General features: G+C 40.3%; 23 protein-coding genes. 12 read left to right on the forward strand and 11 right to left on the reverse strand.

Annotated elements, in window-relative coordinates:
- The first annotated feature begins 16 nt into the window (after positions 1–16).
- From NE848_RS05410 to tsaB, 8 genes are all read left to right on the forward strand, one after another.
- Complete coding sequence (locus NE848_RS05410; protein ID WP_252111216.1) at positions 17–256, forward strand: hypothetical protein; 240 nt, start codon at positions 17–19, stop codon at positions 254–256.
- A 126-nt stretch (positions 257–382) separates the two neighbouring features.
- Positions 383–1,084, forward strand: a complete 702-nt coding sequence (locus tag NE848_RS05415; protein ID WP_252111218.1) for an ABC transporter ATP-binding protein — start codon at positions 383–385, stop codon at positions 1,082–1,084.
- Positions 1,077–2,321, forward strand: a complete 1,245-nt coding sequence (locus NE848_RS05420) for an ABC transporter permease (RefSeq protein WP_252111221.1) — start codon at positions 1,077–1,079, stop codon at positions 2,319–2,321. The genes NE848_RS05415 and NE848_RS05420 overlap by 8 nt, the downstream gene beginning before the upstream one ends.
- Position 2,322: 1 nt before the next feature.
- Positions 2,323–3,585: an ABC transporter permease gene (locus NE848_RS05425; RefSeq protein ID WP_252111223.1), complete on the forward strand. Its 1,263-nt coding sequence runs from the start codon at positions 2,323–2,325 to the stop codon at positions 3,583–3,585.
- A 27-nt stretch (positions 3,586–3,612) separates the two neighbouring features.
- Entirely contained in the window at positions 3,613–4,731 is a 1,119-nt protein-coding gene (locus tag NE848_RS05430; RefSeq protein ID WP_252111225.1) for an efflux RND transporter periplasmic adaptor subunit, read from the forward strand.
- Between the two features lie 62 nt (positions 4,732–4,793).
- Positions 4,794–6,230 carry a TolC family protein gene (locus NE848_RS05435; protein WP_252111227.1) on the forward strand — a complete coding sequence of 479 codons (1,437 nt, stop codon included), beginning with the start codon at positions 4,794–4,796 and terminating at the stop codon, positions 6,228–6,230.
- Positions 6,231–6,233: 3 nt separating this feature from the next.
- Positions 6,234–7,511 (forward strand): efflux RND transporter periplasmic adaptor subunit, encoded by a 1,278-nt coding sequence (locus NE848_RS05440; RefSeq protein ID WP_252111229.1) that lies wholly within the window; start codon positions 6,234–6,236, stop codon positions 7,509–7,511.
- Positions 7,512–7,523: 12 nt separating this feature from the next.
- Positions 7,524–8,186, forward strand: coding sequence for a tRNA (adenosine(37)-N6)-threonylcarbamoyltransferase complex dimerization subunit type 1 TsaB (tsaB, locus tag NE848_RS05445; RefSeq protein WP_252111231.1), 663 nt, complete (start codon positions 7,524–7,526; stop codon positions 8,184–8,186).
- An 8-nt stretch (positions 8,187–8,194) separates the two neighbouring features.
- Here tsaB and NE848_RS05450 read toward each other — a convergent pair whose 3' ends face one another.
- Together NE848_RS05450 and NE848_RS05455 are read right to left on the reverse strand one after the other, a co-directional pair.
- Positions 8,195–9,061: a mechanosensitive ion channel family protein gene (locus NE848_RS05450; RefSeq protein ID WP_252111233.1), complete on the reverse strand. Its 867-nt coding sequence runs from the start codon at positions 9,059–9,061 to the stop codon at positions 8,195–8,197.
- A 61-nt stretch (positions 9,062–9,122) separates the two neighbouring features.
- Entirely contained in the window at positions 9,123–11,171 is a 2,049-nt protein-coding gene (locus NE848_RS05455; RefSeq protein ID WP_252111236.1) for a thioredoxin domain-containing protein, read from the reverse strand.
- Positions 11,172–11,351: 180 nt separating this feature from the next.
- Here NE848_RS05455 and NE848_RS05460 point away from each other — a divergent pair, with 180 nt between their 5' ends.
- Positions 11,352–13,622: an inorganic phosphate transporter gene (locus NE848_RS05460; RefSeq protein ID WP_252111238.1), complete on the forward strand. Its 2,271-nt coding sequence runs from the start codon at positions 11,352–11,354 to the stop codon at positions 13,620–13,622.
- Between the two features lie 137 nt (positions 13,623–13,759).
- Here NE848_RS05460 and NE848_RS05465 read toward each other — a convergent pair whose 3' ends face one another.
- Positions 13,760–14,680 (reverse strand): NifU family protein, encoded by a 921-nt coding sequence (locus NE848_RS05465; protein ID WP_252111240.1) that lies wholly within the window; start codon positions 14,678–14,680, stop codon positions 13,760–13,762.
- Positions 14,681–14,741: 61 nt separating this feature from the next.
- Between NE848_RS05465 and NE848_RS05470 the strand changes: the two genes are divergently transcribed.
- A complete protein-coding gene (locus NE848_RS05470; protein WP_252111242.1) occupies positions 14,742–15,791 on the forward strand; it encodes a PorP/SprF family type IX secretion system membrane protein in 1,050 nt (349 codons plus the stop codon).
- Here the strand turns inward: NE848_RS05470 and murI are convergent.
- The 8 genes from murI to NE848_RS05510 all read right to left on the reverse strand — a co-directional run bounded on the left by murI (position 15,788) and on the right by NE848_RS05510 (position 23,756).
- A complete protein-coding gene (gene murI, locus NE848_RS05475; RefSeq protein ID WP_252111244.1) occupies positions 15,788–16,582 on the reverse strand; it encodes a glutamate racemase in 795 nt (264 codons plus the stop codon). The genes NE848_RS05470 and murI overlap by 4 nt on opposite strands.
- Before the next feature lie 70 nt (positions 16,583–16,652).
- On the reverse strand, positions 16,653–17,162 hold the full coding sequence (locus tag NE848_RS05480) for an OmpH/Skp family outer membrane protein (protein WP_252111246.1): 510 nt from the start codon (positions 17,160–17,162) through the stop codon (positions 16,653–16,655).
- A gap of 32 nt (positions 17,163–17,194) precedes the next feature.
- The gene (locus NE848_RS05485; RefSeq protein ID WP_252111248.1) at positions 17,195–18,004 is read right to left on the reverse strand and encodes an OmpH/Skp family outer membrane protein; all 810 of its coding nucleotides are present in this window, start codon (positions 18,002–18,004) and stop codon (positions 17,195–17,197) included.
- A gap of 32 nt (positions 18,005–18,036) precedes the next feature.
- Positions 18,037–20,664 (reverse strand): outer membrane protein assembly factor BamA, encoded by a 2,628-nt coding sequence (bamA, locus tag NE848_RS05490; RefSeq protein WP_252111250.1) that lies wholly within the window; start codon positions 20,662–20,664, stop codon positions 18,037–18,039.
- Between the two features lie 7 nt (positions 20,665–20,671).
- Entirely contained in the window at positions 20,672–21,412 is a 741-nt protein-coding gene (locus NE848_RS05495) for an isoprenyl transferase (protein ID WP_252111252.1), read from the reverse strand.
- On the reverse strand, positions 21,413–22,111 hold the full coding sequence (gene porG / locus NE848_RS05500) for a type IX secretion system protein PorG (RefSeq protein ID WP_252111255.1): 699 nt from the start codon (positions 22,109–22,111) through the stop codon (positions 21,413–21,415). It lies immediately after the preceding gene.
- A 100-nt stretch (positions 22,112–22,211) separates the two neighbouring features.
- Positions 22,212–23,096, reverse strand: coding sequence for an NAD kinase (locus tag NE848_RS05505; RefSeq protein WP_252111257.1), 885 nt, complete (start codon positions 23,094–23,096; stop codon positions 22,212–22,214).
- Between the two features lie 3 nt (positions 23,097–23,099).
- A complete protein-coding gene (locus NE848_RS05510; RefSeq protein WP_252111259.1) occupies positions 23,100–23,756 on the reverse strand; it encodes a CBS domain-containing protein in 657 nt (218 codons plus the stop codon).
- Between the two features lie 88 nt (positions 23,757–23,844).
- Here NE848_RS05510 and NE848_RS05515 point away from each other — a divergent pair, with 88 nt between their 5' ends.
- Positions 23,845–24,558 carry a pyridoxine 5'-phosphate synthase gene (locus NE848_RS05515; RefSeq protein WP_252111261.1) on the forward strand — a complete coding sequence of 238 codons (714 nt, stop codon included), beginning with the start codon at positions 23,845–23,847 and terminating at the stop codon, positions 24,556–24,558.
- Positions 24,559–24,561: 3 nt separating this feature from the next.
- Entirely contained in the window at positions 24,562–25,323 is a 762-nt protein-coding gene (locus NE848_RS05520; protein WP_252111263.1) for an alpha/beta fold hydrolase, read from the forward strand.
- Positions 25,324–25,380: the final 57 nt, after the last annotated feature.

Genomic DNA, 25,380 nt, shown 5'->3' on the forward strand with positions numbered 1-25,380 from the left:
TTAAGATACCTAGAGGATGAAGGAGAGAAACCTGACATACCCAATTTTTATCTTGCTAATCTTGCTGTTGATGCCGGATTTAGCTGAAGCTCAGTGTGCCATGTGCCGGGCGGTACTGGAAAGTGAAGCCGATCAAAGCGCGGCAGAAGGCATCAATGATGGCATCTTATATCTCATGATCTTTCCCTATTTGCTCATTGGGGGTGTTGGCTATTTCATCTATCGATCGCGGCGCAACAAGAGAAAAACTTCCTAGTTACTCCGGAAAGGGGAAAATTAACTTCCTGAATACATAGTTTTTACATGTAAACTGTAACATTTTATTTTTTCAGTAGTCTTATTAAGTAGGAGACCTGTTTTTCCTGTTTAATAACCATCAATCATGATTGAAATATCAAACCTTCACAAATCCTATAGGATGGGTGCAAATACACTGCACGTTCTAAAAGGTATCAATTTTAGTGTCGCCGATGGCGAGCTTGTTTCTATTATGGGGTCTTCGGGATCTGGAAAATCTACTTTGTTAAATATTCTGGGGATGTTGGATGAAGCCGATGAAGGTTCTTATGTGCTTGATGGGGTGACAATTAAAAATCTCAGTGAAAAGCAGGCCGCAAAATACCGCAATAAATTCCTCGGATTTATCTTTCAATCCTTCAATCTTATCGGTTATAAATCGGCTTTGGATAATGTTGCGCTTCCGCTTTACTACCAGGGGCATTCAAGATCTGAACGTATGGATCGCGCCATGAGCTACCTTGAAAAGGTTGGCCTGGCAGACTGGGCAGGTCATTTACCTAACGAACTTTCAGGAGGGCAAAAACAGAGGGTTGCAATAGCCAGAGCGCTGGCCAGTGATCCAAAGGTACTTCTTGCCGATGAACCAACAGGAGCGCTCGACACTAAAACTTCTTATGAAGTAATGGATCTTATCCAGGAGATCAATGATGAAGGTCGTACCATTCTGGTGGTAACGCACGAGCATGATATCGCCCAGATGACAAAGAGAATAGTCCATCTTAAAGATGGAGTAATAATAGAAGACACAAAAGTTTCACAGGTAAGAGCCTTCGAGAATGTTTGATCTGGACAGATGGAATGAGATTTTTGAAACCATACGTAAAAATAAATTACGCACGTTTCTAACCGGGCTTTCGGTAGCCTCGGGAATATTTATTCTTGTTGTGCTTCTTGGTATTGGCGAAGGGATGAGGAACGGGATTTCACGTGAATTTGAGCAGGATGCTTCTAACCTTATTTTTGTTTGGCCCGGTGTAACTTCAAAAGAATATAAAGGCCTGAATCCTGGCCGCCGAATTCAACTGAAAAATGACGATTATAACAGAATCCTCTTGGAGAATAGTGATAAACTGGATAAGACTTCTTCAACCTACCAGGTTTGGAGCAGTGTTGTTTCCTATGGGAAAGAATCAGGGAGCTACAGGATGGACGGTGTTTTTCCAGATTACCAGTATCTGGAAAATATGAGTCTAACAGCAGGAAGATTCATCAATAACAATGATGTTGAGCATGTAGAGAAATCTATTGTTATAGGTTATCAGGTTAAAAAAGACCTTTTCAGGGAAGAGGATCCGATAGGTAAATATGTAGAGCTTTCAGGGATCAATTTTAAAGTGGTAGGGGTCTTTACCGATCCTGGAGGAGAAAGAGAAGAGGCAAGAGTAGTGATCCCAATCACAACAGCACAAAAGGCTCTTGGAGGTTCCAATAATATTGGGCGTTTGTACCTTACCCTTAAACCGGAGGATAATTTTGAGGCTGCCGTGGCCGCTTCGACAGCATTTTCTGAAGATCTTGGTGAATTCCTGAGGGAAAGGCATACCATAGCGCCAGATGATAATCGCGCCATTAATATCAATAACACTCTTGAACATGCCAAAAGATTTTACGGTCTAATGGATATGATAAGACTTTTCTTCTGGGGAGTTGGTGTTTGTACCATCATTGCGGGTGTGGTAGGGGTGAGTAACATTATGCTGATCATCGTAAAAGAAAGAACAAGAGAAATTGGGATTAGGAAAGCACTTGGTGCCCAACCTCTTTCAATTGTAGGTATGATACTTCATGAATCGATTTTTGTAACTGCAATTGCCGGATTTATAGGATTGATATTCAGTCTTACCCTTCTTGAGTTTATTGGGCCTGCGATAGAGACTCAGTTTATTTATAATCCAACGGTCAATTTTACCGTGGCGCTTAACACTGTTTTTATTCTGGTTCTAGCCGGAGCTTTAGCAGGATTTTTCCCTGCCTGGAGAGCGGCCAGGATTAAACCGATAATCGCTTTAAGAGACGAATAGTATGTTTAGCAGAGACAGATGGAGTGAAATATTAGAAGCGCTTACCGCAAACTGGTTTAGAACGGTTCTGACGGCTTTTGGGGTGCTTTGGGGTATATTTATCCTGGTTATCTTGCTGGCTGCCGGGAAGGGTCTTGAAAATGGTGTCATGAGGGGATTTGGCGGAATTGCTACGAATACTATGTTCATGTGGACACAGGTGGCTTCTAAACCCTATAAAGGATTGCCGAAAGGCCGCCGATATAATTTTGAAGTTGAAGATGTGGCTGCCATCAGGGAGCAAGTGCCTGCTCTAAGATTCATATCTCCCAGGAACCAGCTAGGTGGTTTCGGTGGAGCGAATAATGTGGTAAGAGGACTTAATACAGGAGCATTTAATGTATATGGAGATTACCCAGAGATCATTCAGCAGGAACCCATGGATATCACTTCGGGAAGATTCATTAACTATTCAGACATCGATGATAAGCGAAAAGTGGCTGTTATAGGTGAGGGAGTAAAAGCGGTATTATATGACATGGGAGAAGATCCGCTGGGTACTTATATTAAGATCAATGGAGTGAATTTCATGGTCATCGGGACATACAAAAAGAAAAGCCAGGGTGGAGATGCCGAAGAAGGTCAGAAACAGATATACGTTCCGTTTACGGCTTTTTCACAGGCTTTCAATATGGGGAACAGGGTTGGCTGGATGGCAATAACGGCGAAAGATGAGGTGCCTATCTCAAACCTAAAAAACGATATAATAGATGTGGTCAAATCCCGACATACCATACATCCTGAAGATGACAGGGCTGTAGGGAATTTTGACCTTTATGAGGAGTATAGTAAGGTTAACGGACTTTTTGTAGCTCTCAAGGCGGTGGCTTATTTCGTAGGGGTACTGGTGCTGCTTTCGGGAATTATCGGGATAAGCAATATCATGCTCATAGTCGTAAAAGAAAGAACAAATGAGATAGGTGTACGTAGGGCGCTGGGAGCAACTCCATGGTCTATAAGAGGCCAGATACTTATGGAATCGGTATTCCTTACCATCATTTCAGGAATGGTCGGGATTATATTAGCAACAGGGGTGATCTGGTTGGTGAACTTTCAGATGGACCAGATGGATACTTCCGAGATGATGTTCGCCAATCCGTCAGTTAACCTTGGAGTAGTAATGGTCGCTTTAACAATATTAATAATATCCGGCTTACTGGCCGGCCTTATACCAGCACAGCATGCCATAAAGGTGAAACCAGTGGATGCCTTGCGAACCGAATAAAAACTGAACAGATAATACAATCAAAAGATGAAAAAATTTGTAACCATCGGAATTTTAGTGCTTATCGCTGTAACCTTCATTGGGGCATTGTACTACCTCTATCAAAAGAACCAGGAAGATCCTGTGGTATATGAAACAGAGGAGCCTACCGAGCAGACAATTATTAAAAAAACCGTGGCTACCGGAAAGATAGTACCTAAGGAAGAAGTGCTTATCAAACCAAATATCTCAGGGATAATTGATGAGATCTATATTGAAGCGGGAGATAATGTGAAATCTGGAGATCTTATCGCCAAAATTCGTGTGATCCCTAATGTGTCTTCTTTACAAAGTGCCAAGGATGCTGTGGCTACCGCGAAGATAAACCTGGATAATGAAAAAAAGGTTTACGAGAGACAGAAAGAACTTTATGACAAAGGCGTGATTTCGGCAAACGATTTTGACGCGGCTGAGGTTTCTTATAAAAGAGCGGAACAGAACTATAAATCGGCACAACAGAATTACGAGATCGTGCGTACAGGAACAACCAGTGGGATAGGTAGCGCGGCCAATACTCTTATTCGTTCTACCGTAGAAGGGATGGTTCTGGATGTTCCTGTGAAGACAGGGAACCAGGTTATTGAGAGCAACAATTTCAATGATGGAACTACCATCGCCACCCTGGCCGATGTGAACGAAATGATCTTTGAAGGAAAGGTTGACGAGAGCGAGGTTGGAAAGATAAAGGAAGACCTTCCTTTAGAGGTGACCGTTGGAGCCATAGAGAATAAGTCTTTTGATGCGGTTCTGGATTATATAGCCCCTAAAGGAGTGGAGGAAAATGGTGCTATCCAGTTCGAAATAAAAGGAACACTTAATAAGGCTGATACTACTTTTATTAGAGCCGGCCTTAGTGCAAATGCCTCTATTATCCTGGCCCGGGCCGATAGTGTTCTTGCTATCAAGGAAGCACTGGTTCAGTTCGACCCTGAAACCAAAGAGCCATTCGTTGAGATCATGACCGGGGAGCAGGAGTTCGAAAGACAGGATGTGGAGCTTGGTGTGAGCGACGGGATCAATGTTGAGGTGTTGAACGGAGTAAAGAAAGGAGATAAGATCAAGGTATGGAATCAGATAAAAACTCCAATGAACATAGCTCAGAACTAGAATAATTATTCCTTGTGTAACAACTTACACACTTTACAGACATATCTTACAGAACAACTATTATGAAGAACTTTAGCTTACTAGCCTTCCTATTGCTTTTTTCCAGCCTCGTAAATGCCCAGGATAAAAAGTGGACACTTGAAGAGTGTGTAAATTATGCTCTTGAAAATAATATTTCGGTAAAACAGGCTGAACTTGATGTAGAGTTTTCTGCTATCGATAAAAGCGATGCTATCGGTAATTTTATTCCCAGCATTAATGGCCAGGCGACAAATTCCTGGAACACCGGTCTAACTCAAAATGTGACCACAGGGATCCTGCAAAACCAAACAGTTAGAAACTTTTCAGCCGGAGTATCGGCCGGACTAACGCTTTTTGACGGATTGAGGAATTTCAAGGAACTTCAAAGAGCTCGCATTTCAAGACTGGCCAACGAGTATTCACTGGATAAGATGAAAGATGATATCGCGCTTTTTGTGGCCGATGCCTATCTGCAGGTTCTTTTCAATAAACAGAACCTGGAGGTTCTTAGAGCTCAGAATGATGTCACGAAAGAGCAGATAGAAAGAACCCTGGATCTTGTGGATGCAGGTGTTCTGCCGGAAGGAGATCTTTTGGAGATAAGAGCGACCATGGCCGATGAGCAGCAAAAGATGATACTTGCTGAAAATCAGATCCAGATATCTTTGATTAGTCTTGCTCAAACACTGGCTATTCAGGATTATCAAAATTTTGACATAGTAGAAAGGGATTATGATATTTTCGGAAACGAGATCCTTGAGAATTCGGTTTATGATATTATTGAAAGAGCTAAAGAAGAAAGATCGGAGATTAAGATAGCAGAAGCTAATAAAGAACTCGCAGAAAAGGATGTGGAGCTTGCCAAGGGAGCTTATTTGCCTACCTTAAATGCTTTTTTCAATTATAACACCCGTGCAACAGGACAGGACCAGGTTATAGATATCATTCCAGATCCGGATAATCCAACGCGGCAAATAGGTTTTGTAGAAGGGACCAATCAGGCTGTTTTAGCGCCTAACACGATACCGGTGCTGGGTTCACCACTGCCATTCTTCGATCAATTATCCCGAAATGACGGGTTCAGCTATGGACTTCAGCTTAATGTTCCAATCCTTAACGGATTTGCTACACGAAACCAGGTGAAAAGAAATGAAATTGGTGTTCTTCGTGCCGAATATCGCCTGGAGCAGGCAGAGCTTGATTTGGAAGCCAACGTGTACCAGGCCTTCACAGATGCTAAAGGCGCTTTTAAGGCCTACGAAGCAGCCTTGGTAGCAGTAGAAGCCCAGGAAAAAGCTTTTGAATATGCAACAGAAAGATATGATGTGGGACTCACCAATGCTTTCGATTTTAGCCAGGCTAAAGTGAGGTTTGAGAACGCTCAAAGAGAAGTTTTAAGGGCTAAATATGATTACATTTTTAAATTAAAAGTTGTAGAATTATACTTTGGAATTCCGGTGGGGGAATTAAAATTTTAAGTAATGAATAAAAAGAAACTTTTCATCATTCTAGCCATCATTGTAGTCCTGATAATCCTGCTGATCGTCGGTAAAAAAGCCGGTTGGTTTGGAAATTCAGCTAATGTCAAAGAAGTAGAGATCGCTAAGATAGAGCCTATAGATATTACAGAAACCGTCGCCGCGACAGGAAAAATACAGCCTGAAGTTGAGGTGAAGCTGTCTTCGGAAGTTTCAGGAGAAATAATTGAACTTCCAGTAGTTGAAGGACAACTGGTTGAAAAAGGAGATCTTTTAGTTCGTATTAATCCTGATATTTATCAATCAAGCGTTGAAAGGGCTCGTGCCAGTTATCAGAATTCCAGAGCCAATTATGCGCAGACCCAGGCTAACCTCAAACAGGCTGAAGCTGATTATAATAGAAATAAGACTCTCTTTGAAAAAGGAGTGATCTCTAAGGCCGAATGGGATGCCGTGGTATCGAAATTTGAAGTTGCTCAGGCGAACAAGGAATCGGCTTATTACAGTATGCAGAGTTCGGCAGCTACAGTTACAGAGGCCCAGGATAACCTTGGAAGAACTAATATCTATGCACCTATGACGGGAACCATTTCCAAATTGGATGCCGAGCTTGGGGAAAGGGTAGTAGGGACTCAACAGATGGCAGGAACCGAAATTCTCAGGGTTGCTAACCTTGACAATATGGAGGTAGAGGTAGATGTGAATGAGAACGACATCGTAAAGGTTTCAGTTGGCGATTCTACAATAGTTGAAGTGGATGCTTATCTGGGCAAGGAGTTTAAGGGAATAGTAACGGAAATTTCAAACACTGCAGATAATGAACTTACTACAGATCAGGTTACAAATTTTAAAGTAAAGGTCAGGATACTTAAAGAGTCTTATTCCGATCTCATAGAAGGAAAACCTGAAAATTACTCCCCTTTTAGACCAGGGATGACGGCCACTGTGGATATCATTACCAACAAACGCAAGGATGTACTGGGTGTGCCAATCAGTTCCATAGTTATAAAAACCGATACAGCGGCTACTAAAAAGTCATTCGTTAAAAAACCTGCAGATGAGGATGAAGAAAGATTCGAATGTGTGTTTGTGAAAGACGGAGATAAAGCTAAATTGCGCGTTGTAGAAACGGGGATTCAGGATGATTCTCATATAGAAATCACCAAAGGGCTTAAAGCCGGGGAAGTAGTGATAACTGGTCCATACAACACGGTTACAAAGAGTCTTGATACGGGTGATGAGATTGAGGTGAAAAAAGAAGAAGAGAAAGAAACCGAATAAAAATCAATCATTTTGGCTGTTATTTTATGTCTAGAAACGGCAACTACCAACTGCTCGGTTGGGATTGCTCAAAATGGCGAACTGCTGGCTTTAAAAGAAGATAATTCAAAGGGCTATTCTCATGCCGAAAAACTTCATGTTTTTATCAATGAAATTTTGAGAGAAACCAATCTTACTGTGGATGATCTGGATGCCGTTGCTGTAAGTAAAGGTCCGGGTTCATATACAGGATTAAGAATTGGCGTCTCAACAGCGAAAGGCCTGTGTTTTTCTCTTGATATTCCCCTTATTTCCGTTCCCACCTTAGATCTTCTGGCTAAACAACTGGAAGTAAAAGATAAAGCAGTAGTGGTGTCCATGCTTGATGCAAGGAGGATGGAAGTTTATTCGGCTATCTATGACGATGAACTCAAACAGCTTCGTGAGACTAAGGCAGAAGTACTTGATGAAAATTCTTTCCAGGAATATCTTAAAAAGTCAAAGGTTCATTTCATTGGTAATGGAGTGACCAAATTTGAGGATATCTGTAAACATTCCAATGCTGTTTTTCACAACCAGAAATTCCCTTCAGCGAAGGAAATGGTTCATATTGCAGAGAGCAAATACAAAAAAAGCGACACCGAAGATGTCGCCTATTTTGAACCTTATTATCTAAAGGATTTTATTGCAGGATAAATGCAGTTTTATTCTGCTTTTCCTTTTTTCTCAACTGTTCCATTCATTTTGGTTTGATCGTATAGATAAACATCTCTTTGAGGATACGGAATGGTCATTCCTGCCTCTTCGAGTCTTATCTTACCTTCCTCGATCATATACCAGTGAAGATCCCAGAAATTAGGTAATTCGGCGAAATATCTTACCGAGAAGTTTACCGAACTATCACCGAGTTCCGAAACAATAATTTGCGGTGCAGGATCTTTCAGTACATTTTCCTGTTCCATCACCATATTAGTAAGTACCTCTTTGGCTTTCTTGATGTCATCGTCGTAAGAAATACCAAAAGTAAGGTTCTCTTTTCTTGTTTCGTTGTAAGAGTAGTTGGTAATGTTGTCGTTGCTCAATTGTCCGTTAGGAATCATAACTCTCTGATTTCCGAACGTGTTTATTATGGTATAAAACAGACTGGTTTCAACTACAGTTCCGGAAACTCCCTGGGCCTCGATCCAGTCACCTATTTTAAAAGGTTTTAAAGCGATGATTAAAACTCCACCCGCCAGGTTAGCAAGAGAACCTTGCAGTGCCAGGCCAATTGCCAGTCCGGCAGCACCAATAGCGGCAACAAGAGAGGCGCTTTCCACGCCAAGCCTCATGATCACCATAACGAAAAGAAGAATTTTAAGCCCCCAACTTACCAGGCTTGTGATAAACGATTCCAGGGTTTCATCGTAATCCTTTTTATCGAAAAATCTCTTTACGTATTTAACAATGATTTTGATTACCCATAATCCGACGAGTAAAAGAAGGATTGCTGTGATTAAATTGGGTAAAAAGGCAATTAATTTTTCGCCATATTTTTCAAGAATGGCTTCCCAGTTATTAAAAATGTCCATAATGTTAATTTTTCAAAGACAATTCTAAAAAAAAATGATCCGAAAAGGCGTTTAACTAATGTTAAACTTGTGAAATCAATTGCATTGCCTCACTTTTTGAGCTTACCGGAAGTTGACAGGTTCCTTCCTCGCATATGTATATTAGATCTTTATCTTTTACAAAACGATCTTTAAGCAGGCTAAGATCTGAAGATGAATTTGTAGCTGCCAGCACCGTATTAGGCAAATATCTTTCCTGAAAATAATTGGTGATTTCCCTGTATTTTTCGCCGGTAACCGCGATCTCATAGAACGGATGGGTAAAATTCAGCATGAGGTCTAACCAGTTGGAATGGTATTGAGGATGTTCAGGTATCTTTTCTTTCAGAGTATGCAGCATTTCCTGGGACTTTTCAATATAATCCGGGTTTCCAATAAGTTTTCCCAGTTTAAGGAGGTTTTTGGCAATAACCGAATTGGAGGCAGGAATCACATTGTCGCTTATCTCGATGGTTTTTGTGATTAGTTTTCTGTCTTTATTAGATGTAAAGAAGAATAAACCCGATTCAGTATCCTGAAAATCCTCAAATACGATCTCCATTAATTTTTGACAGTTCTCCAGGAACCCGGTGTCAAAAGTCGCCTCATATAAATTTAAAAATGCCTCTATGGTAAAGGCGTAGTCTTCGAGGTATCCATTTATGCTGCTTCTTCCATTTTTATAGGTATGCAATAACCTTCCATTCTCCTGAAATTGGTTTTTGAGAATGAACTCTGCATTTCTTTTTGCAGCTTCCAGATGTTTTTTTTGATGAAAGGCTTTGAAAGATTCTGTATAACCACTTATCATCATGGCATTCCATGATGTGAGGGATTTGTCATCAAGTCCCGGTTTTTTTCTCTTTTTTCTTGCTGCAAGTAATTTTTTACGCCAGGTTTCTCTTTTCTTGTTCAAATCTTCTACAGAGCGGTTGTGCCGGTCCGCTATTTCTTCAAGCGTCCCGGTCCTGATGAGCACATACTTATTCGATTCCCATCTTCCATGGTTGTTGATGTTGTAGAAGTCGACGAATAATTCAAAATCTTCCGGTAGCATAGATTTTAATTCTTCCTTGGTCCATATATAATAAGCCCCTTCTTCATTTACTCCATTTTCGTTTTCACTGTCGGCATCCAATGCTGAATAGAAAGCACCTGAAGGATCGGTCATTTCTGATTCGATAAAATCCAATGTGATTTCCACTACTTCCCTGAACCATTCATCTTTAGTGATCTTATAGGCTTTTGAATAAAGCTGAACAAGCTGGGCGTTGTCGTAAAGCATTTTCTCAAAATGAGGTACATGCCATTTCTCATCTACCGAATAACGCGAAAAACCACCTTCAATTGGATCAAATACCCCGCCCCAGGAGATTTTATTAAGCGTATGAATGCAATGATCCATTATTTTGTCGTCGGAATTCTGAAACGCATATCTCAACAGAAACTCATAATTATTGGGCATCATGAATTTTGGAGCTCTCTTTGGCCCGCCGTTTTTAAGGTCAAAGGATCTTTGCCATTTTTCTAATAAGGGAATAAAGAAATCGCTGTGAAAATCGTCTTCATGGGATGCCGGCTCAATTATCTGGATCTGCTTTAGGCCTGTTTCAAGTTTTGTCGCATATTCCTCCAGCTTTTCTGGCTGGGTTTGATAAAGATGAGCGATCTGCTCCAGAGCATTTTTCCACTGTCCCTTTCTGAAATAGGTTCCACCCCAAACCGGTCGGCCATCTGGAAGGGCCACTACATTCATGGGCCAGCCACCCATTCCTGTCATAACCTGAACCGCATTCATATATACCTGGTCCACATCTGGCCTTTCTTCCCTGTCAACTTTAATGCAGATATAATTGGAATTCATCACGGCCGCTACCTCTTCATCTTCAAAGCTCTCGTGTTCCATCACATGACACCAGTGACATGCCGAGTAGCCAACACTAATGAGTAGTAATTGGCGTTCCTCCCGGGCCAGTTCAAGACTTTTATCGTTCCAGGCTTTCCAGTTTACAGGGTTATGCGCATGTTGTAGTAGATAAGGGCTGCTTTCTTTTATAAGCTCATTGGTGTATTTCGGCTTTTCCTTATTCATCATCTTAATTTTCTCACGGCCGTTTAAAATAGGCCCTATTAGGTGGATTTTATGGATATTTTAAATGTACTAATTATAGAACATGAAAAGGAATTCGTATTATTAATCTTTTAATAACTTTATGTTTTCAGCTCATTTATAGTAAAATAGCACATTTACAGGTTAAAATTTGATCCGCTTATGGAAGATATTTACATCGTAATGTTAGTGGCATTATTTGCCCTTGCGATTACAGATTTAGTGGTTGGAGTAAGTAATGATGCCATTAATTTCCTTAATTCAGCCATTGGTTCCAAAGCGGTATCAATGCGAACTATAATGATCGTTGCCAGTTTAGGTGTTGCCGTGGGAGCTATTTTCTCCAGTGGTTTAATGGAGGTTGCACGAAAAGGAATATTCATTCCGGGTGAATTCTATTTTGAAGAGATCATGATCATCTTTATGGCGGTAATGCTTACCGATGTATTGCTGCTTGATTTTTTTAATTCTCTTGGCTTACCTACCTCCACTACAGTATCCATAGTATTTGAGTTATTAGGGGCAGCCGTTTGTATGGCAGCAATAAAGATATATACCCAAACTGATGGTGATCTTTCTGCTTTAACAGGCTATATCAACACCGCGAAAGCTACCGAAATAATTGTTGGAATTCTTATGGCTGTAGTGATCGCCTTTATTGTTGGAGCGATTGTACAATATATTTCCAGGCTGGTATTCTCGTTCCAGTTTGAAAAGAAAATTAAATATGTTGGAGCGGTTTTTGGCGGACTTTCTCTTACGGCTATACTTTATTTTATTCTTATTAAAGGGATGAAGAGTGTGCCTTATATTTCTGATGCCATGATAGAATATGTTAATACCAATACATGGGTCATTGTACTTATAGGCTTTGTGATCTTCACCGGAATCTCTCAGTTCATCATGAGTGTGATGAAGTTCAATATTCTTAGAACCATCATAATCATAGGTACTTTTGCATTGGCCCTGGCTTTTGCGGGAAATGACCTTGTGAACTTCATTGGGGTTCCAATTGCCGCCTGGCAGTCTTTTGAGTTATGGCAAACTGCGAATGAAGCTAACGGCGCCATGCCTTCAGAATTTTTGATGAATGGCCTTGCCGGAAGTGTCCCCACTCCCGAAATTCTTCTGATAGGCGCAGGAGGCGTAATGGTGATCACGCTTTGGTTTTCAAGCAAGGCACGATCGGTTGTAGACACCGGGATCAACCTGGCCAGGCAAGGTGAGGGAGTTGAAAGATTTGAACCGAACTGGCTTTCAAGAGGGATTGTGAGGTACTCAATTATTTTCGGAAATGCCTTTACCACGATTCTGCCTCACAGAATTAAATCTAAGATTGAAACTAAATTCAATAAACCCTCTTCTCATTTACGGAGTAAAAGAATTGACGCACCTGCTTTTGATATGGTAAGGGCATCAGTAAACCTGGTGGTTGCCAGTATACTTATTTCCATTGGGACTAATATGAAACTGCCTCTTTCCACTACATATGTAACTTTTATGGTAGCGATGGGAACCTCACTGGCTGATAGGGCCTGGGACCGGGAAAGTGCAGTTTACCGTGTAGCCGGGGTGCTTAATGTAGTAGGAGGCTGGTTTGTAACGGCAATGGTGGCCTTTACTGCAGCGGCGATCTTTGCGGCGATCATCTTTTATGGAGGAACCATCGCCCTGGTGGTGCTTATTCTTTTAGCACTTACAGTAGTAGTAAGAAGCGGGATTCTTCACTCCAGAAAAACCCGGGAGGAAAAGAGAAAGAAAAGATTCAAGAAAAGTGATTTAATTACTATTAACGAGATCACTTCAGAGACTTCAGAGAATATCTCGAATGTTATAGGGGGTATCAATAAGATGTATTCAAAAACAGTTGATCATCTTGGGTATTATGACCTAGGAAAACTTAAAAAGAGTTATAAAAAGATCGAGAAACTGGAAGCTGAGGTCGATGAACTAAAGGATAATATCTTTTATTTCATCAAATCCCTGGATGAAAACTCGGTTGAAGCCAGTAAGTTCTATATTCTTACTCTTGACTATCTGCAGGATATGGTTCAGTCTATAGGTTTTATAACCAGGAACAGTTATAATCATGTTCATAATAATCATAAGAACTTAAAGTTTAACCAAATAAGGGATCTCAAAAAAGTAGATGATAAGATGCAGATACTCTTTGATGAGATTACAGAAACCTTTGATAAGCACGAGTTTGGGAATATAAATGATTTATTAAGCGAAAAACAGGAATTGCTGGATTATGTAAGTGAACTGATACAGAAACAGATCACGCGTATTCGTACCTCAGAATCCAGTCCTAAAAACACAAAGCTGTACTTCGGAATACTTCTGGAAACAAAAGATCTTATAGGATCTACAATGAACTTACTTCAGTTGTTTCAGGAGTTCTATAATGAAGCGAGAGCAACCACCTATTAATAAACCAGGCCTCCTAAAAAGTAGATCGACACGTCATTACGAGCGAAGTGAAGTAATCTGTCTTTGATTACAAATTATTTAAAGATTGCTTCGTTCCTCGCAATGACAGGTAAAGGACTTTTTAGGCAGTCTATTTTTTAACCGTTGATAGCTTCAACATATTCTACCTTATCCCTTAACATATCACGCAACATGGTTTCTATACCATTCTTCAGGGTTAGGGTAGACGAAGGGCAACCACTACAGGCTCCCTGTAATATTACTTTAACCGTTTTATTATCGGCATTATAGCTTTCAAACAAGATGTTTCCTCCATCGCTGGCAACAGCAGGTTTTATATATTCATCCAGTATCGCAACGATCTGTTGTGAGGTATCGTCAAGATGCTCAAAGTCGGGTTTGTTTTCCTGGTTAGCTTTTGCAGCTTCATTAGAATTAGAGGTTTTTACCGCTTCTTCGTTTAGAACTTCATTCCCTTCCTGCAGATAATTTCGTATAAATTCGCGAAGTTCAAGAGTGATCTCTTCCCATCCAGCCATGTCGTATTTCTGGATAGAGACATAATTCTCATCGATAAAGACTTCTTTTACAAAAGGGAAATGAAACAGTTTCTGGACTAATGGTGCGTTTTTAGCCTCATCTATATTTTTGAATTCTGCCGATTTTAAAACCAGTTTCTTGTTGGCTACGAACTTCATCACAGCCGGATTGGGTGTGCTTTCGGCATATACGGTAACAGGAACTTTTCCTGATTTGTTTTCAGATTCTGTGATCACAACTCCACCCTTGTTGAGGTAAGATTTTATCTGCTCAGCAACCTCTTCCTGCACTTCGGGCCAGTCTACAATATCATATTTTTCGATCGCTATAAAATTCTGAGCGATATAAACCGTTTTAACAAAAGGGAGATAGAATAACTGTTTCGCCAATGGCGATTTTGCCGCTTCGTCTATATTCTTAAATTCATAGTTCTCGTGGCGTGTAAGAAATTTGTTAGCTTCAAATTTTACAATCGCCGGCGTGGTGGTTGGGACAATATTTATATTAAAATCTTTCATCTCAAAATTTTAGGCAAAAATACTAAAGAAAATCTACGTATTATATATATTTACTGGCTTTATGGTAAGTAGGACCACTTTTAATGAATACCGAAACCGGTATTCAAGTTACAGAGGATTTCTTGGGGTTTTATTGTTAGTAATATTCTTTAATATTTCCACAATACAAGCCCAGGAGATTATACCTACCTATTCAGACTATCTTACAGACAATCTTTACCTGTTACACCCATCAATGGCAGGTGCTTCCAATTATGATCAGATAAGATTAACCGCAAGACGCCAGTGGTTCGACGTTGAGAAAGCTCCTAACTTACAAACGCTTGCTTACAATACAAGACTTGGAGAAAAAATAGGAGTGGGTGGCATATTCTTCAGAGATGAAAACGGAAATTTTTCCAAGCTTGGAGCTTATGGGACTTTTGCATATCACCTTATGTTTTCGAGGAGTACTGCAGATCTTAATCAGTTATCCTTTGGAATTAGTGCAGGGGTGATCCAGCACAGGCTTGACGAAAGTGGTTTCTCCAGGTTCGATCCTTTATTGGGAAATAATACAACCGATATTTTTGCTAATGTGGACCTTGGAATTTCCTATTATGTAAGGGACCTCTATTTCCATCTTGCCGCTAAAAACATTTTATCGGTAAGCCGGGAACTCTTTTATTCTGATGCGGTTCCAAGCAATATGAGAAAATATTTATTCTCGGCCGGTTATGTTTTTGAAGTTAATCGTAACGATCCCTGGAGCTTTGAGCCTTCTATCCTGTTTCAGGCAAGGGAAGCTACCGATGAGATGGCTATTGACGCTAATATGAAAGCCTATTATGAGTTGGAGTATGGAAACCTATGGGGAGGACTCTCATACAGGAATAGTTTTGAAGGAGCCGAATATACACTGGACGGGGAGGAAGTAAAAAGTCAGCACCTTCGATATATTACTCCATTCGTAGGTGTGGACTATAAGAAATTCATTTTTGGATATACCTTCAGCTATCAGTTAAATTCACTAGTGTTGAGTAACAGTGGTTTTCACCAGATCACCCTGGGCTATAATTTCGGTGAGAGTAGGGAACGATACGATTGTAACTGCCCGGCCATTAATAATTAGAAGTCAAGATAAGCTACTTCATATCCATTAGCCTCAGCCTGTATAATATCAGAAAGCACTTCAGGACTCACATTAGTATAGAACTTCGGAGTAATTTCTCGGTCCTTTTCAAGGTGCAGTAAATTGTTCCTTTCGAGTATGGATTTGGTTTGTCGGGCGACAGCTTCCCCTGAATCTATAATGGTGACACCTTCGGGAAGTATCTTCTTCAATAATGGAATAAGATAAGGGTAATGACTGCAACCCAGTACAAGATAATCTATTCTTTCCCTTATCATAGGTTCTAGTAACCTTTCAAGTAACTTTTGGATTTCCTGAGATTCCTTTTTTCCGCTTTCTATAAGTTCAACCAGCCCGTTTCCTTCAACTTCTATTACGTTTATATCCTGGGTATATAATTCTGATGTCTGAGCAAAGAGTTCACTGGTTAGAGTTCCTCTGGTGGCAAGGATCCCCACTGCTTTATTTGCGCTTTTAAGGGCGGCAGGTTTAATTGCAGGTTCTATCCCGATAAAAGGTACGTCATAGGAAGATCTTAATACCTTAATTGCATTTGTAGTGGCGGTATTGCATGCTACTACTATAAGTTTGCATCCCATTTCTAGAAGTATTTCTGTATTCTTAATAGAAAGACTTATGATCTCTTCCTGGGGCTTAATACCATAAGGTGCATTCCTGCTGTCAGAAAGATAGATCGTTTGTTCATGAGGCAATAACTGATGTATCTCCTTCCAGATGGAGGTGCCACCGACTCCTGAATCAAAAATGCCAATAGGTTTGGGATCGCTCATATATGCACAAAAATAAAAACTGCGTACAAGTGTACGCAGTTTTTTAAATTTTATTTATGAAGGTCTGTAATTACAGTCCTAGTTCTTTCTTTACATCTGGCATAAGATCATAACCATCAGCTAAAAGTACTCCTGTTCCAGTAGTAGAGTCCAATACGTAATCGTATCCTTTGTCTCTTGCTACTTTCTGGATAGCAGTACGCACTTTTTCAAGAATAGGTCTCAATAGGTCATTTTCTTTCTTCTGAAGATCCTGTCTTGCCTTCGCACTGTGTTCCTGAATTCTTCTTTGGGCTGCCTGAAGTTCGGTAGCTCTCTTCTGGTTCTCTTCTTCAGACTTAGTATTAGCTTCTGCTTCGTAACGCTGCATTGTACTCTGAGCCTCAGATAGCATGTCTTTTATTTCGGCGTCGTATGTTTTTTCAAGTTTTTGAAGTTGATCCATCGCGCTTTTATACTCAGGTAATGATTGTACTAAGTCCTGGGTGGCAATGTGTGCAACTTTAGACTGTGCATTAGTAAAAGCAGTAGCGCCAATCATTAAAGCTAAAGCTATAAAAAGTGTTCTGAATTGTTTCATTTTAATCGTCGTTAAGTTTAAGGTTTAAAAAATTAATTTATTGTATCATTCTTCTTTTCTCTCGCCTTTAAGATGGAATCTCTTTTCCTTTCTCTTTCAGCAAGAATCTTTTGTCTTCTTTCTTCAAATTCTTTCTGTCTGGCAGCTTTTATTGAATCTCTTTCTCTCTTTTTAGCTTCGATGAATGCCTCACGTTCATTCTTTCTTTGCTCTACCAGTTGTTCTCTTTCGGTGATCGCATCTTCCTGTTCAGGAGTTCGCTCTTCGGCTTTCTCCATTTCAGTGATTTCTTCTTTGCTTTCAAGCTGCTCACGGTTAGCCGTTCTTTTGATAGTTCTTAGAACCAGTTCGCTCACATCGTATTGTTTGTCAGCATATATCATTCCAATGTCTGAAGTGCGATCAAAAACAAAGTCCAGATTACGGTTTTCGGCTATTTGTTGAACTGCCGAAAATACCTGGTCCTGAATTGGTCTCACCAGCTGTTTCTTCTGGATCATGTAATCGCCATTTGGGCCAAATCTGTTTTGCTGATATTCGAGAGCCTGTTGCTCCATAAATGAAATTTCCTCTTCCTTTTCTTCAATAAGTTCTTTAGTGAGGAGGGCTCTTTCATTATCCAGCCTGGTTCTCATTTCCTCCACCTTTCTCATTTTGGTTTCGGCTTCAGTTTTCCATTCCTGCACCCGGTTTTCCAGTTGCTTAGTAGCTTCCTGGTATTCGGGGACATTTTCAAGAATATATTCCATATCTATATAACCCAGCCTGATACTTTTTTGGGCCACGGCCGAAGTAAGGCTGATGGCTAAAATTGCTACTATGGAAAATATTCTTTTTTTCATTTTAAACCGAATATAGAAAATATCATGCCAAATTAAAATTGTTGGCCAATGATAAAATGTGTTTCCCATCCATTTGGACCTTCTTGCCCTACTATAGGGTCGAATCCATATCCAAAATCAATTCCCAGTAATCCGAAGGTAGGCATAAAAATTCTTAATCCCACTCCGGCCGATCTACTCAATTGAAACGGATTGTAATCCCTGAAATTATCATATGAAGCTCCCGCCTCTAGAAATGAAAGTGCATAGATAGAAGCAGCTGGCTTTAAGGTTATAGGGAACCTTAATTCTAAGGAGTACTTGTTGTAAATTGTTGCTCCGTCATCTCTGGCATTTACAGGTCTGTCAATAGGTACAACCGATTGATTAGGGTAACCTCTTAACTGTATGGTCTCTCTGCCGTCTAGGCTGTAAGCTCCAAGTCCATCCCCTCCAACATAGAAACGCTCAAAAGGAGGTACGCCTCGTGCGCTGTTGTATGCTCCAAGGAAACCGTATTCGGCATGCGTTCTTAGAACAAGGTTACTACTTGGTCCAAAGCTGGCGAGGTTATTATACCAGGTTCCCGCAAATTTGATCTTATAGAACTCCAGCCAGTTGTATTTCTTTTGATCTACTTTTTGTGTATCTGGTACAGAATTCTCAGGACTCACCCTGTTGCCATTATTATCAATAAGATTTCCATTCTCATCTCTCAACTGGTATTCGTCCATGTTTTCAAGATTTCCATAATCCACACCATTCCACAGAGAATATGGTGGAGTAAGCTTTGCGGTAAATGAGAACTTCGAACCTTGGGTAGGGAAAATCGGGTTGAAAGCAGTGTTGTCTCTCGTAATACCTAATTGGTAATAAAGATTATTGGAGAACCCATCACCAAAGGTGAATAAGCCCGTATTATAATTGTTAAGATCATAACGCTGGAAACCTACCAGGTTAGATACGGTAACGTACTGATCTGGAGAAGTCAGTCTTTTTGCAAGGCCAACACTTACCCCAAGAATATCAAAGCTTCGGCTTTTATCAGCTTCCCTATTGATGTAATCAAAAAGGAATTGTCTTGTATAGCTAAAGGAGGTCGATAAGCTTACCGGTCTTTTTCCTCCCAGCCATGGTTCCCTGAAGGAAAGGCTATAGGTTTGATAGAAAGTACTCGCCTGAGCCCTTAAAGATAAGGTTTGTCCGTCTCCCATCGGGATAGGATCATATGCATCCTTGTCAAATAGCCCCTGTATAGAGAAGTTGTTGAAAGATAAACCTAAGGTACCTATGAAGCCTCCGCCTCCATAACCACCCTGGAGTTCTATCTGGCTTGAACCTGATTCCACTACCGGGTATTCAAGGCTAAGAGTACCAGCTTGAGGGTCCGGTTCAATGAATTTTGGTTCCAGTTGTTCTGCATCAAAGAAGCCTAACTGACCAAGTTCCCTTACCGTAGCGACTACAGCTTCCTGACTGTATTTCTGCCCGGGTTTTGTTCTCATTTCCCGGTAGATCACATGGTCTTTTGTTTTCTCGTTCCCGGTAACCCTTATTTCATCAAAATAAGCTTCTTTACCTTCAACTATCCTGACCTCAAAATCTATCGTATCATTATACACGTTGGTTTCAACCAGATCGATATTGGAGAACAGGTAACCATTGTTTTGATATAGGTTGGCTACCGATGTCTTATTGGGTTCTCTTCCCTGTACACGTTCTTCTATAAGAACACCGTTATATACATCTCCTTTTTTAAGACCAAGAACTCTGTCCAGGGTTTCATCGGTATAAGCTGAATTTCCAAGGAAATTTATGTCTCCGATATAATACCGATTTCCTTCTTCTACATTAATCCTCAGGGCTATTGTCTCTTCGTCTTTTTTCACTAGAGTATCTGAAATGATTCGGGCATCCCTGTAACCCTGTTCTTTGTATTTGTCAATTACGGCTTCTTTATCTTCCTGGTAATCTGCTCTTACAAACTTGGAACGTTTCCAGAAGCGGAATAGATTCTTCTGCTTCGTGTTCTTCATCTTCCGTCTAAGCTTGGCGTCAGATAATTTATCATTGCCGATGAATTCTATATCTGCGATCTTAACGCGATCACCCTTATTTACATCAACTACCATATTCACCTTATTTGAAGGGGTGTCTGTAGTATCTGTGGCCTCAGATGTTCTTATGGCTACTTTAGCGTTGAAATAACCCTCTTTTCTATATTTATTCTCGATATAGTTCTTGGTGGTAGTAAGAAGGTTTTCGGTTACTTTCACTCCCGGCTTTAGATTATTCTCATCGATAAGCTCATCGCGCTTACCTTTTTTCTTTAAACCTGTGAATTTTACCTGGTTTAATACCGGTACTTCTTTGATCTCAAGCTCGAGGTCGGCCACATTTCCTTCAACATTGGTGATATAGAAATTAATATCGCTAAAAAGGTCCAGTTCCCATAATTTCTTGATTACCGAACTTAGTTTGTCTCCGGGGATATATATTTCATCACCTTTTTTTAAGCCGGTATAGGCTATAACTGTACTTTCGTTATAGGTGGTGGTTCCTGTAACCTTTATGTCGCCTATGGTGTATTTTTTAGAGTCTCCAAGAGGTAGGTCCTGTGCTTTTGCGGCTATGCTGAATATGAAACAAATCGTAAAGAGTGTAATTATCTTTTTTGTCATGGATGCACTAACTGAGTTGCTCACTTGTTTTTCCAAATCTTCTTTCTCTGTTTTGATAGTTGTATATGGCTTCAAAAAGATCGTTCCTTCTAAATTCCGGCCATAGGATTTTCGTAAAATACAATTCGGCATAAGCAATCTGCCATAACAGAAAATTGCTAATGCGCTGTTCACCACTGGTGCGGATCAAAAGATCTACATCTGGTAAATTTCGGGTGTAAAGATGCTCATTTATAACCGATTCATCAACTGCATCAGGGTTTAATTCTTCACTTTTTACTTTGTTCGCAATTTGCCTTATGCAATTAGTTAGTTCTTCCCGGCTTCCATAACTAAGAGCAAGGGTTAAAACCATATGGGAATTACCTGAGGTCTTATCGATAACGTCCTGCAGTTCCCTTCGTGCTTTCTTTGGGAGGCTGGAGATATTTCCAATGGAATTAAGTCTAATATTATTGTCGGTCAGGGTCTTTATCTCCTTTTTTAGAGAAGAGACAAGAAGACGCATAAGGGTGTCTACTTCAAGTTTAGGCCTGTTCCAGTTTTCGGTAGAAAATGCGTAAAGTGTAAGATTTTTTACTCCAAGTTCGGCACATCCTTCAACAACATCTCTTACTGCCTTAGTGCCCTCTTCGTGGCCTGAAGCTCTTAGTAAACCTTTCTGTTTAGCCCACCGGCCATTGCCGTCCATGATGATCGCCACATGGGCCGGAAGTTTATCAAGGTTTATCTTGTCTTTGTAGTTCATTTAAAAGCAATAACAAGGCTTGCGCCCAAATGTAAATGTTAAGGTTAGACCGGTGAAAACATACCAGTCATTAGTGTTTCTGTTTCCGAATTCGGCATCTGGTTCCCGTCTATCTAAGTATTCTTCGGGCCAGCTACCATCCAGATTGTCTGTAAAGGTGTACCTGGCGCCTATTTCGAAAGCTGTAATAATATGTTCGGTAACTGCTTCTTTATAACCCATGGTCATCGGGATGGCAAAAGACCAGTTTGTCCCTTCGTTTACCAGATTTCCACCTCTTCCGTTCTTCAGCCATAGATGATCTGCTCTAAAATAAGTAACCCCTGTATATAAATAGGGTGTACTTTGTGGCAAAGCTTCAGAAAGGTCATAATCCCAGAAATTGAATTCTATTCCTAAAGAGGCCTCCGCTATGGTATTATCAAAAGAATAGCCACGCTGCTGCCTTCTCGTGTCATGAGACTTTGTATCATCGGCAGATATTTCTGCATACAATAATGTAAGTCTCAACGCGTGCCGGGTACTTCTGTTCCATTTTGCGATAACACCGCCTACCGGAGTGTTGGGTAGAATATAGTTGGTTCTCCCCACATCACCGATAAAATTCGCACCTCCGGCAAAAGCCCCTACTTCAACCTGTTGTGAGTATGTGCTTACTGTAAAAAATGCCATCACTACAAATGTGATTATGTACCTCATAGGTTTACAAAAGTTTGCAAATATAACAATTCTGTTTGCTCTGCAATAATTTGAGCAGATTTGTACATAGGTATAAACACTTTTTGGAAGCTTTTATTGCTTAGTTGCGCTTGTCTTCACCCCATAGCAGTTTTTTTCGAAGAGTGTTCAAAAAACTATCTTCCTGTAGTTCTACAAAATTTATGGTGTAGGGTGCTTTTTGTATGATGATTTCGGTATCGTTCTCCAAAGTGGCAATACGGGAGTCCATAGAGACCAGATGTTCCTTTTCCCTTCCCGAAACTTTTAATTTTATTGTGGTATGATCTTTTATAACCAGTGGTCTTGCGTTCAAATTGTGTGGTGCGATAGGGGTGATTACCAAAGAATCTGCATCTGGTGTGATCACGGGGCCACCACAACTTAGAGAATATCCGGTGGAACCTGTTGGGGTTGAAATGATAAGTCCGTCAGCCCAGTAAGAAGTGAGGTACTGATCGTCCAGCCAGGTGTCTACCGTGATCATTGAGGTAGTATTCTTTCTGCTTACGGCTATTTCGTTCAGGGCAATATGTGAGAATACCGGATCAAAACTTTTGGGATTGGTTTTGAGTGTTAGTACAGATCTTGGTGAGAGGCTAAATTTTTTCTCCAGGATTTCGTCAAGGGTTCCTTTGATCTGCTCTTTCTGAATAGTTGCCAGAAATCCTAGCCTTCCTGTATTTATGCCCACAATAGGGATATTAAGATTGCGGATATAGTTTATTGACTTGAGAATCGTTCCATCTCCGCCTATACAAAAGAAAAGGTCAAAAGAATTGTCCAGTTCTTCAAAGGCACTAAAATGCCTATAATCCTTATCTATTGTCTTATTGCTCTTTATAAGCTCAAGGAAATCCTCTTCTATGAGGACCTCTACGTTTTTCTGATTTAAAAGCTCGAGCAGTTGGCCTATATACTGGGCGGCGTTAGCGTGGTAAAACTGACCGTAGATGCCTATCTTCATAGATTAAATATTCAGATATTTATCCAGATATTTGGATCGATCTTTAAGGTTTTTATTAAAGGTGTCTTCCTGGTGTTCCGAGATTATAATATATCCATACCTTCTGAAAGACTGAATAATTTCATTCATTCCCGAAGGAGAGATTTTAAGGGTGATCTCGGCCATGTCATTTTCTATCTTGGATACAAATGAACCTAACAGATGTGCGTTGTGGGATTCCACTATCTGACTGATTTCGCCGAAAGTAAAATCCTTGAATGCCTTTTCTATTATGAGAATATTTCCAGGCTCATGAAGGAAGGGTGTCTCCTTAAAAAGAGAGATCATTTCATTCAGTTCAACATAGCCCAGGTATTTGTTGTCATCGTCCAGCACCGGAAGTATATTCGAGTTGTTCTGGGCGAAAGCCTCCAGGCTATCAAGCCAGTAATTGCTTTCTCGTACATAGAAACCTTCAAGGGCATAACGATAATCATCAATTGTTTTTTCGTTCTCAAAACACCTGATGTCGTTCTCAGAGATACAACCTACATAGACCCCTTCATTTTCAACTGGAAGATGTGTATAGGTTAACTGATTGAAAAGTTTCTGAATATCTCCTATCTTTTCTGAAAGGCTCAATATTTCAACGTCATTTAATATGTGTTCTTTCAAACTCATTTCTCAACTCCTTTTCTGCAAATTAATCAAAATAATATTCATTGAAGCAGACTCCTCTTTGTATTTTTGTTAATAAAAGGAAGTAAAAATGACCAAATTAAGTGTAAATATCAACAAAATTGCCACCTTGAGAAATGCAAGAGGAGGAGATGTTCCCAATGTACTTGAAGCTGCCAGGAATATTGAGGCTTTTGGGGCTGAAGGGATTACAGTGCATCCGCGGCCAGATGAAAGGCATATCAGGTATGCCGATGTGAGGGAGTTGAAACCAGTCCTTACTACTGAATTCAATATTGAGGGTAAGCCAATACAACAATTTATAGATCTCGTTCTGGAAGTGAAACCTGCACAGGTTACCCTTGTACCCGATGCTGAGGATGCAATAACATCTAACGCCGGCTGGGATACCATAAAGCACAGGCAGTATTTGCAGGAGGTCATTGCCGAGTTCAATTCAAATGGGATACGTACCTCCATATTTGTGGATCCCGATAAGAAAATGATTGAAGGTGCATCAAAAACCGGAACGAACCGAATCGAATTATATACCGAAAGTTTTGCTGTTGGTTATGCACAAGGAGATACGGGAGCGGTGAGACCTTATGCTGAGTGTGCGGAAATGGCGCATGAGCTTGGTTTAGAGGTAAACGCCGGTCATGATCTTTCATTAAAGAATCTTCGCGCCTTTAAGGAAAATGTTCCTCATCTGGCCGAAGTTTCTATTGGCCATGCCCTGATTTCTGAAGCTCTTTACCTGGGGCTTCAAAAAACCATTGAACAATACTTAAATCTTTTAAAATAAAATATGGAATTACACTCTGTGATCCTTGGAGAAGGAAAGCCTTTTCTTGTTCTGCATGGCTTTCTGGGGATGAGCGATAATTGGAAAACTTTAGGGAAGCAATTTGCCAAAGATGGTTTCGAGGTGCATCTGATAGATCAGCGAAATCATGGAAAAAGTCCGCATAGCGATGAATTTTCATATCAATTGATGGCTGAGGATATAAAACATTATTGTGACTCGCATAATTTGACAGACATCATTTTACTAGGACATTCTATGGGGGGGAAGACAGCGATGCTAACCGCCTGTGAGAATGAAGGTCTTGTTGAGAGGTTGATCGTGGTAGACATAGCTCCTAAATATTACGCTCCACACCATCAGCAGATCCTGAAAGGACTTACCGCATTAGATGAAGCTAAACTTACTTCAAGAGGTGATGCCGAAAACTTTCTGAAGGAATACATCCCGGAAACTGGTGTAAGGCTGTTTCTACTCAAAAATCTTTACTGGAAAACAAAAGAACAGCTTTCACTAAAGCTTAATTTAAATGCTTTGAAGGCGAATGTGGAGAATATAGGTGAAGCTTTACCCGAGGAGGCAAACTATGATGGTCCCACAATTTTTATTATGGGAGAAAATTCTGATTATATCACCGCTGAGGATCATTCAACAATAAAAGAACAGTTCCCCAATGCCGAAATCAGGGAAATAAAGAATGCAGGTCACTGGGTGCATGCTGAAAATATGAAGGACTTTTACGATACGGTAATCCGATTTGTTTAAAACCTTTCTAAATTTATTATGTATGCATAATAAACTCCGATGATTTGTTGCATAATC

The organism is Gramella jeungdoensis, from assembly GCF_023805255.1.
Taxonomy (GTDB): domain Bacteria; phylum Bacteroidota; class Bacteroidia; order Flavobacteriales; family Flavobacteriaceae; genus Christiangramia; species Christiangramia jeungdoensis.